The sequence below is a fragment of the Halobacillus sp. B23F22_1 genome (assembly GCF_043497005.1).
GTDB lineage: Bacteria > Bacillota > Bacilli > Bacillales > Halobacillaceae > Halobacillus_A.
On record NZ_JBIEKE010000007.1, the window covers coordinates 40,865 to 49,489 of the forward strand.

Genomic DNA, 8,625 nt, shown 5'->3' on the forward strand with positions numbered 1-8,625 from the left:
ATACCGAATCCTTCACGAAAATGTCAAAAAATCTGTCATTTTAATGGTGCATATTTGTATAAAGATAAGTAATAATCTGGTAAACTACACATATATTCCACTGGATATATAAACCATTTATGGAATGTATGAAACTAACAGAGATAGAATTTAATCTTCTCCAAAGTGATTTTGTATCCATTTTTATATACCTGTAACGGTATATTTTTAAAAGGCGTTTTGGAAAATATGTGAATTGACAGCTTTGGGAAACGTTGGTACTATAAAGTGCGAGACATATGTCGATATTTGACGAATAACTTTTGATTGAGGGGAGACAAAAATAATGAAATCTACAGGTATTGTACGTAAGGTCGACGAGTTAGGTCGCGTAGTAATCCCGATTGAACTCCGTCGCACACTAGGAATTAACGAAAAAGACGCATTAGAGATTTACGTTGACGATGACCGCATTGTTCTAAAAAAATATAAGCCGAACATGACTTGTCACGTCACTGGGGAAGTGTCTGACGAAAACTTGAAGCTTGCCAATGGCAATCTTGTATTAAGCAAAGAAGGAGCCCAAATGCTTCTTCAAGAAATTCAAGGTCAATTAGACAATAAATAAAGAGATTCTATAACACTACTGGTTAATTAATAATTACATTCATTTGACATATGCTCGGACAAAAGCCCTTACTGCATCAAGCAGTAAGGGCATCTTTTTTAATCAACATGATACGCCTGATAAACCTCACGTTTCTGCATTTTACGATCGACCGCCGTTTGTTTAATCGCATCTTTGGACTTTAAATCTTTAATTTTCACATAATAATCTACGTGCTCTTCAATAGATAAATGAGTCCACCAGAATGCATCTTTTTCTTCGACTTCCTCCGCTCCCTCAACAATGACACAAAATTCTCCTCGAATTTCTTCTTTAACCGACCATTGTACTAATTCTTCGAGCGTGCCGCGGATATATTCCTCGTATTTTTTCGTCAACTCCCTGACGAGTGCCCCGCGACGGTTTCCAAGTTGCTGATGTACGTGCTGCAGCATCTCTTTTAATCGATGTGGAGATTCATAAAAGATAAGCGTAGCTTCATGATTTTGCAATGATTCTAAGACGGCCAGCCGCTCTTTTTTCTTACGTGGCAAAAAGCCACAAAATAAAAATTGATCAGTCGAAAGTCCTGATCCTACGAGGGCAGGAAGCGCAGCATTTGCACCGGGAAGAACTACGACCGGCACATTTTCTTCCGTCGCCATTCGTACAAGATCAGATCCGGGATCAGATATTCCCGGCATTCCTGCATCGCTGACCACCGCTAAATCGTCTCCTTCGTGCAGACGGCTGATCAGCTGAGCTCCTCTCGCTTGTTTATTATGTTCATGGTAGCTGATGAGCGGAGTTGTTATTTCAAAATAATGAAGAAGCTTTTTTGTATTTCGTGTGTCTTCTGCTGCAATAGCTTTTGCCTCATGTAAAACTGCAACTGCCCGATAAGTCATATCATCCAAATTGCCTATGGGTGTAGGAACAATATACAAGGTTCCCACACCCTCATGATTCGTATAGCTCTTTTGAATATTCATGCTGTAAACCTCCCTCCTGTTCTCTTATCCAGGCTTCCTTCTTTAGACGAGATAACTGTTTAATCCGATATTCCTGCCTCATGGCTTCACCCTTTGTTTCATAGGTCTGACAATATTCCAAGATAAATGGCCCGCGCCCTCTTGTATACTTTGCTCCTTTACCTTGCGCATGCTTCTGCAGGCGGCCGGCTATATCATTTGTATAGCCTGTATAGAGGGATTGATCCTTACAACGAATGATATAAACATAATAATTACTTTCCATGATATAGAATCTCCCTGAATTCTTCACTATACTCGCCATTTTCTTTATGGGTAAATAAAGGAGGTAAAATCTTTAAATCAGGTTTTCCATCACGAGTTCCCTCAATTAAAATTACATTCGCTTCTTTTCCTTGTTTAGGATGAACCAGTTGAATACGCTTCGGTTCCAGCTGATACTTTCGAAAGAAATGAATAATATCCGCAAGTCTTCCCGGTCGATGAACCATTGAAACTTTTCCTCCTGATTTAGACAGGCGGCTGCATGCCTTAACCACATCTTCCAGGGAGCAGTAAATTTCATGACGCGCAATAGCTAAATGCTCGTTGCTGTTTCGTTTATCGTTCGCTGGCGTTGGAAAATAAGGAGGATTACAAGTAACAAGGTCGTATTTCCCATTGCCCAGCCTCTTAGGCATATCTTTAAGATCCCCATGGACCATATCCAACTGATTCTCCAGCTGATTTAGTTCAATGTTTCGAACAGCCATATCATACAGACGTTCTTGAATCTCTACACCTGTTATGGAAACGTAGGACCTTCTTGATAAAAATAATGGAATCACACCGTTGCCCGTACAAAGATCTAATATTTTCCCACGTGTTTTAGGTACGGAAGTAAACCGAGCCAGCAATACGGCATCAATGGAAAATGCAAAAACTTGATCACTCTGGATAATCCTCATATTCTCTTCTGCTAATAAAAAGTCAATACGCTCATCGCCTTTTAAATTCACCATAAATCTGCACTTCCTTTAATGTTAACGGTCTTCTATTTGTTACTTAAGTTTGTGTGGAGAAGGAGGAACGATTGAGGCAACTGAAAAAGTCTTATCTAATATTAAAAAGCCTCATGAATCGCTTTTCGGTGGATGCTTGCCGCAGGAAATAGCAGCCTACATACGTGATTACAATCATAAAAAGAGCAATCTAGATCGTTCGCTATTCAAGAATAACGAAACCTTTTTTCTAATTGTGTTTACTACTAATTACTACTAATATCCTTATTTAATCTGTATTTTACCGAAAAAGAGAGCCTTTCCTCATGATGCTTAAGGAAAGGCTTGGACCAAAATTATTATTTCTTGTTCAAAAAGGAGAGGCAAAACAAACAATCTTCATCACGTGGACTGCCAAAATGCAAATTACAAATATGAAAGCCTTCTTCGTATAAGCGGGCTAAATTGTCATATCCTTCGCCGACAACGGCCCCCTTTTCGCTTTTTGCTTTAGAATCATCCTGTTGAACACTTTCATTTTCCCGGTCTAAACGTTGACGTAAATGATGATTTTCAAGCGACAAGTGCTGATTTTCTTCTAGTAAATAAGCAAGCTGCTTTTTTAAATCACCTAATTGTTCATAGAGCTCGCCAATCTGCGTTTCTAAATGAGATACTTGTTCAAATATGGCTTTCTTGTTCACGCTTGACTCCACCCCGTCATTCTGTGGCTTCGGTTTGAACGATACCTTCATCGATCAGCTCCTGTAAGGAATATTCCAGCGTCCGCTCCTGTTCACGAAATTCAACTTGAACAAGACGCTCTAACATATTAAGACCTACAACCTTACCTTTACCGTAAGAAGTGGCTATGTTTTCCCCTATGTCTGGAAGATCTCGTTTAGCGGATTCATACTCATCGTTTTCATACTTCAAGCAGCACATGAGACGGCCGCATAGACCGGAGATCTTAGCTGGATTTAATGATAAATTCTGATCCTTTGCCATTTTTATGGATACAGGTTCAAAATCACCTAAGAAAGTAGAACAGCAAAGCATTCGTCCACAAGGGCCGATGCCTCCCAGCATTTTCGCTTCGTCACGTACTCCAATTTGCCGCAATTCGATCCGCGTTTTAAATACAGATGCTAAATCTTTTACCAATGTTCTAAAATCTACTCGACCGTCTGCGGTAAAGTAAAAAATCACTTTCTTACGGTCAAACGTATATTCTACATCCACTAAGTTCATGTCTAATTTATGTTCACGAATTTTACTTACACAAACTCGATAAGCTTCTTGAGAAATCTCATGATTTTCGTCTACTGACAATTTATCTTTCTCATCGGCTGTACGCATAACCTTTTTCAAAGGCAGAACGACATCTTCTTCGTCTACCTCTCGATTAGCTATAACGACTTTACCAAATTCGATCCCGCGCACTGTTTCTACAATAACATAATCATCTGTCGTTAATTGAAGTGTGCCAGGATCAAAATAATATATTTTTCCCGCCTGTTTGAATCGGACACCTACAACTTCGATCACTATATAATCACCTCTGCAGTTGAAGTGTAAGTTGCTCCATCACGAGTGTTGGATGGACATTCTGATTTATTTTTCGTTTCGCCTCTAAAATTAAAGCTAAAGAATGAGCAGCAGATTGTCGTGACCAGTGTAATGAGGCTTGTTCCCTTTTTTCTCTCTCTTGCTGAAAAACAATCGCTTGTTCCCGGTCCAAATTATAATGAATGATATCATGGAACCAAAGCATCAGAACATCTAAGCCTATCTGTAACTGTTTTCTTTCTTTAAAGTGAGGCATCCACTGATGGTTGATAAATAAAAGTCCTTCGTTAGGTTTATGAAGAAGCACTTCAACTAATTGTATCACTAATTTTCGCACATTAGCAAACCACTCATCGTTATTTAATTCTTGAGCTTCAACTAAATTATTTGTCAAAGCAGCAAGAATTCTAGCATTGGATTGCGAGACCCCCTGCTCCTCAAGCTGATGCTCGACTCGCTCAGGATGTAAAGGCTGGAAGGCAAGCAGCTGGCATCTGGAGCGAATCGTGTTCAACATCGCCTGGCTGTTTTCTGTCAAAAGGATGGCCGTTGTCTGCTGACTCGGTTCCTCTAAAAATTTAAGCAGACGATTAGAAGCATTGGTTGTCATTTTATCAGCATCAACTATAATATAAACTTTTCGATTGGATTCAAGTCCAGTATATGTGAATTCCTTTTGTAAATTAAGGATTTGTTCTTTTTTTATGGATTGACCGTCAGGCTCCACCCAATGCAGATCAGGGTGGTTGCCTGAATCAATCCGCTTACATTCGAGACAATGCTGGCAAGGCTCAACGCCGTCTCTGTTTCTACAAAAAATACTTTTCGCAAATAAGGTACTCATTTCACGCTTTCCTGTCCCTCGGTCACCTTGAAAAAGGTACGCATGCGAGACTCGATCTTTTTTAAAACTGTTCGTAAGCATTTGAGTAACTAAAGGCTGTACTTCTTTTATTTCTGTCCATGTTGACATTAGCTTTCCGTCCTTACGTGTACAAGTTAATTAACAACCCTTTAATTTCTCCGATAATGCCGAGTAGATCAATGGAATTTCTTTCTTGGTCCATTACAGCTTCAGACAATTCAGCCAAACGATCATCGACTGATTCGACAATCGTTAATTTTCGACCGCGGCCTTCGATATTAAAGCTGTGGCTTTGCTTTATGTGATAGCCATATTGTACAGCCTCTTCAAGAAAATCCTTTATCAATCGTTTGTACTTAGCTAAATCACGAAACGAACGAAAGCGGGCAACCTTTTCTCCCTGGGTTGAAATACTCTGCATTAACTGGTTCAATTGATTCGCTTGAAGCTGTTTCGTTTGAGAATGAACCATAGAGTCAAAGCTTTGCCGTCCTCTATTGTTTACTTGAGATTGCTGTTTCGTTCCTTCGAGTTGCGCCCGTACATCCTGCGTGATTTTCATAAGTGAACTCCTTTTTAAAACTGAAAAAATGAATCGATTGGCAGGACGAATACTGTAGCTCCGCCCACTTCTACTTTCACCGGCTTCGGAATGTAGGAATCAGCATTGCCGCCCATGGGAGAAATCGGAGCCACCATTTGTTCACGCTGGCTGCAATTTTTACGAATGATCTCTAACGCATCATCTACATCCCCATCCTCACAGCCAATCATAAACGTTGTATTTCCTTCTCGTAAAAAACCGCCTGTAGTTGATAATTTGGTGGTTTTTAAATTATTCTCTGATAGAGCATCTGTCAGACGGTTACTATCTTTATCTTGAACAATCGCAATGATCATCTTCATGAGAAGAAAACCTCCTATAGGATTTTTTTACTATTATATCAAACTTAGTTATTTGATAAAAATGGCTGAAGCTCGGTCATTGCAGCTTCTTTCACCCTATCTATAGGTTGATCAGCATCGATCGATCTCATACGCTCAGGGTACTGTTGAAGCAGTTGTAAATACGCTTCGTACACCTTCTCGTGAAAATCGAGCTCCTCCAAATCCAGTCGGTTTTTCTCCCTTTCCTCATTACTGGCAATACGTTGAAGTCCCCTGGAAGGTTCAATATTGAAGAATAAGGTGATATCCGGCATCCGATCTTCAATAGCAAACTTATTAATGCGATAAACCTCTTCCATACCTAAACCGCGAGCATGCCCCTGGTAAGCTAGACTAGAATCTATAAATCGATCACATAAGACAACTTTGCCTTCATTCAAAGCAGGAATCACCTTCTCAACAAGGTGCTGTCTTCTCGCTGCTGCGTACAATAAAGCTTCTGTTCGCCCATCCATGCTTGTGTGCGTTTTATCTAGAATCACTTGGCGAATTCGTTCAGCAATGTGAATGCCGCCCGGCTCTCTCGTTTCTAACACGGATAACCCTTGTCTTCTTAATTCTCCGCCTATGATTTTTAAAATAGAAGATTTACCGGCTCCATCGCCGCCTTCAAATGTCACAAAAAGTCCCTTCACTAAACCATTCTCCTTTAAAACACCCAAGTCCCCTGTTTAATATATGTGTTCTGGAAGCGTGTGTTATGCTCTAATAATGCACGAACGCTTCTCACCTGCTGCTCCGTCATGCGCTCTCCTTTTAAAATAAAAGGAATTCCTGGAGGGTAAGGTACCACAGCCTCTGCACAGATGCGTCCAGCAGCTGCAGACCAGTTTACAAATTCAGGGGCGGCCTGCTGCATATCTTGATAACTTAAATCCAAGGCTTGAAGCTTTGGAAATGAAAGTTGTTCTTTCTTTATTGTATCATGCTCCTTATCAATTTTTAATTGCCAATTCACCTCTTCCAACCGTTTCTTTAAAAGCCCTATCTCAAAGCTTGGAGCAAGTCCGCAAACTAACAGAACATGTTCAGTAGTAGCAAGCTCGGGATAAATGCCGGCAGCTTCCAACACTTCTGCCACTTCTAAGCCCGTCCAGCCTTCTTTCGTCTCAAGAGTGAGTTTTAATATATCATCCCATTCTGTTAGAGGAAGCACGCGGAAAGGAGCCTCTACTTCATTGAAAGCTTCCCTTATTTCAGCTATATAAGGAAGCAGCTTTTCTTTCTCTCTTTCTTTAAATGATTCTAAAAACACCCGTGCCACGTCTAAACTAGCCATTAACGGATAGGAAGGACTGCTCGATTGAAATACTTGTAAATAATACGTTAAACGAGATTTATTTACACGAGAGCCAAGCGTATGTAAAAAAGAAGACATGGTCATAGCGGGCGCCATTTTATGAGCAGACTGCACGACAATATCAGCTCCCACCTGTAATGAAGACTTAGGAAAAGGAGCTCCTAACGAAAAGTGTACTCCGTGAGCTTCATCTACAATAACAGGAATATTGTACGCATGAATGGCCTCTATCACTTTTTCAATCGGATAGGTACGACCAAAATAGTCAGGATACGTTAATATGACGGCAGCCATTCGCGGATGATGATGTAATGCTTCTTGGATTATACTTTCATCAATCCACGTATAACGTTTCGTTTCGTGCTCATATTCCGGAGTAAAGAAAACAGGATGTGCTCCTGCTAATTCAATCCCATGCATAATAGACTTATGGCAGTTACGTTGGACAAGTACGTGATCCCCGGGCCGGCACGATGCTAAAATAGCAGCTAAGTTTCCTGATGTACTTCCATTCACTAAAAAATAAGTCTCATCAGCACCAAAAAAATCGGCAGCTAACTGTTGAGCTTCATCGATTACTTCTTCGGCCGCATGTAAATCATCCATACCCGTAATCTCCGTCGCATCGATAGAAAGAATTTCTTTAAACGTGTTCTTTTCTTTTAAAGGAAATATTTCACCGAACTTATGCCCCGGAACATGAAACGATAGAGGATCTTGCTTTATATGTTCCATCAGCCGATCGTATAGTGGAGTTTTCTGTCCTTTATGTTGCATAGCCATCACCTTCTACTTTCATTATCTATTCTATATGCTACACGAAGGAAACAAAAAAAAACCACTCCTATTTTTATAGAAGTGGAAGGTAGAAACTATGAATAAATTATCGCTCGATGAGCTTTATTCATTTGTTCAATATAAAACTTATATTTAGGATCTTCCGTCGAAGTATGAATCATTTCATTTTCACAAGAAGAACAAATATAAATACGGAGTAAATAAATGCCATCGTCTGTCTGTTTTGAACAAATGCTGCAACAGTCTGTACTTTTCATTCTCCAGCCTCCTCACGCTGTCTATTATAAGACAAGCTTACTATACTCTTAGTCTCTCCTAATCTATGAATCCTATACTATATTTTTTTAAAAATTTTATAGTAGAGTTTAAAACTTAATAGAAGAAGTCTACTAAGATGTCAGAGGATGAGGTTTCTATCCCATTTGCCTAACGGAAATAAATGCAGATTTTATTTAAATCCATCAAAAAAACCGAAAGCATATGCTTTCGGTTTACGTTAACGTGGCAGCGTCCTACTCTCACGGGGGTAAACCCGACTACCATCGGCGCTGAAGAGCTTAACTGCTGTGTTCGGCATGGGAACAGGT

The 8,625-nt window shown here is 40.0% G+C and carries 12 protein-coding genes and 1 rRNA gene; 1 reads left to right on the forward strand and 12 read right to left on the reverse strand.

Features of this window, described 5'->3' with window-relative positions; translation table 11 throughout:
- Window positions 1-325 precede the first annotated feature (325 nt).
- Complete coding sequence (abrB, locus tag ACGTNH_RS20975; RefSeq protein WP_394589032.1) at window positions 326-607, forward strand: transition state genes transcriptional regulator AbrB; 282 nt, start codon at window positions 326-328, stop codon at window positions 605-607.
- 98 nt (window positions 608-705) lie between these two features.
- Here abrB and rsmI read toward each other — a convergent pair whose 3' ends face one another.
- From rsmI to rrf, 12 genes are all read right to left on the reverse strand, one after another.
- Window positions 706-1,578: a 16S rRNA (cytidine(1402)-2'-O)-methyltransferase gene (gene rsmI, locus ACGTNH_RS20980; RefSeq protein WP_394589033.1), complete on the reverse strand. Its 873-nt coding sequence runs from the start codon at window positions 1,576-1,578 to the stop codon at window positions 706-708.
- The gene (locus tag ACGTNH_RS20985) at window positions 1,547-1,843 is read right to left on the reverse strand and encodes a GIY-YIG nuclease family protein (RefSeq protein WP_394589034.1); all 297 of its coding nucleotides are present in this window, start codon (window positions 1,841-1,843) and stop codon (window positions 1,547-1,549) included. Before ACGTNH_RS20985 ends, rsmI begins: the two co-directional genes overlap by 32 nt.
- Window positions 1,833-2,579: a tRNA1(Val) (adenine(37)-N6)-methyltransferase gene (locus tag ACGTNH_RS20990; RefSeq protein WP_394589036.1), complete on the reverse strand. Its 747-nt coding sequence runs from the start codon at window positions 2,577-2,579 to the stop codon at window positions 1,833-1,835. Before ACGTNH_RS20990 ends, ACGTNH_RS20985 begins: the two co-directional genes overlap by 11 nt.
- Before the next feature lie 338 nt (window positions 2,580-2,917).
- Window positions 2,918-3,262 carry a DNA replication initiation control protein YabA gene (gene yabA, locus ACGTNH_RS20995; protein ID WP_394589037.1) on the reverse strand — a complete coding sequence of 115 codons (345 nt, stop codon included), beginning with the start codon at window positions 3,260-3,262 and terminating at the stop codon, window positions 2,918-2,920.
- A 16-nt stretch (window positions 3,263-3,278) separates the two neighbouring features.
- Window positions 3,279-4,106, reverse strand: a complete 828-nt coding sequence (locus ACGTNH_RS21000; RefSeq protein WP_394589038.1) for a PSP1 domain-containing protein — start codon at window positions 4,104-4,106, stop codon at window positions 3,279-3,281.
- Between the two features lie 7 nt (window positions 4,107-4,113).
- On the reverse strand, window positions 4,114-5,100 hold the full coding sequence (gene holB, locus ACGTNH_RS21005) for a DNA polymerase III subunit delta' (protein ID WP_394589039.1): 987 nt from the start codon (window positions 5,098-5,100) through the stop codon (window positions 4,114-4,116).
- Between the two features lie 13 nt (window positions 5,101-5,113).
- On the reverse strand, window positions 5,114-5,554 hold the full coding sequence (locus ACGTNH_RS21010) for a YaaR family protein (protein ID WP_394589040.1): 441 nt from the start codon (window positions 5,552-5,554) through the stop codon (window positions 5,114-5,116).
- Between the two features lie 14 nt (window positions 5,555-5,568).
- On the reverse strand, window positions 5,569-5,898 hold the full coding sequence (gene darA / locus ACGTNH_RS21015) for a cyclic di-AMP receptor DarA (protein ID WP_394589041.1): 330 nt from the start codon (window positions 5,896-5,898) through the stop codon (window positions 5,569-5,571).
- Window positions 5,899-5,942: 44 nt separating this feature from the next.
- The gene (tmk, locus tag ACGTNH_RS21020; RefSeq protein WP_394589042.1) at window positions 5,943-6,575 is read right to left on the reverse strand and encodes a dTMP kinase; all 633 of its coding nucleotides are present in this window, start codon (window positions 6,573-6,575) and stop codon (window positions 5,943-5,945) included.
- Between the two features lie 14 nt (window positions 6,576-6,589).
- Window positions 6,590-8,017 (reverse strand): aminotransferase class I/II-fold pyridoxal phosphate-dependent enzyme, encoded by a 1,428-nt coding sequence (locus tag ACGTNH_RS21025; protein ID WP_394589043.1) that lies wholly within the window; start codon window positions 8,015-8,017, stop codon window positions 6,590-6,592.
- 95 nt (window positions 8,018-8,112) lie between these two features.
- Window positions 8,113-8,295 (reverse strand): sigma factor G inhibitor Gin, encoded by a 183-nt coding sequence (locus ACGTNH_RS21030; protein WP_394589044.1) that lies wholly within the window; start codon window positions 8,293-8,295, stop codon window positions 8,113-8,115.
- 242 nt (window positions 8,296-8,537) lie between these two features.
- Window positions 8,538-8,625 (reverse strand): 5S ribosomal RNA (gene rrf, locus ACGTNH_RS21035); the annotation flags it as partial.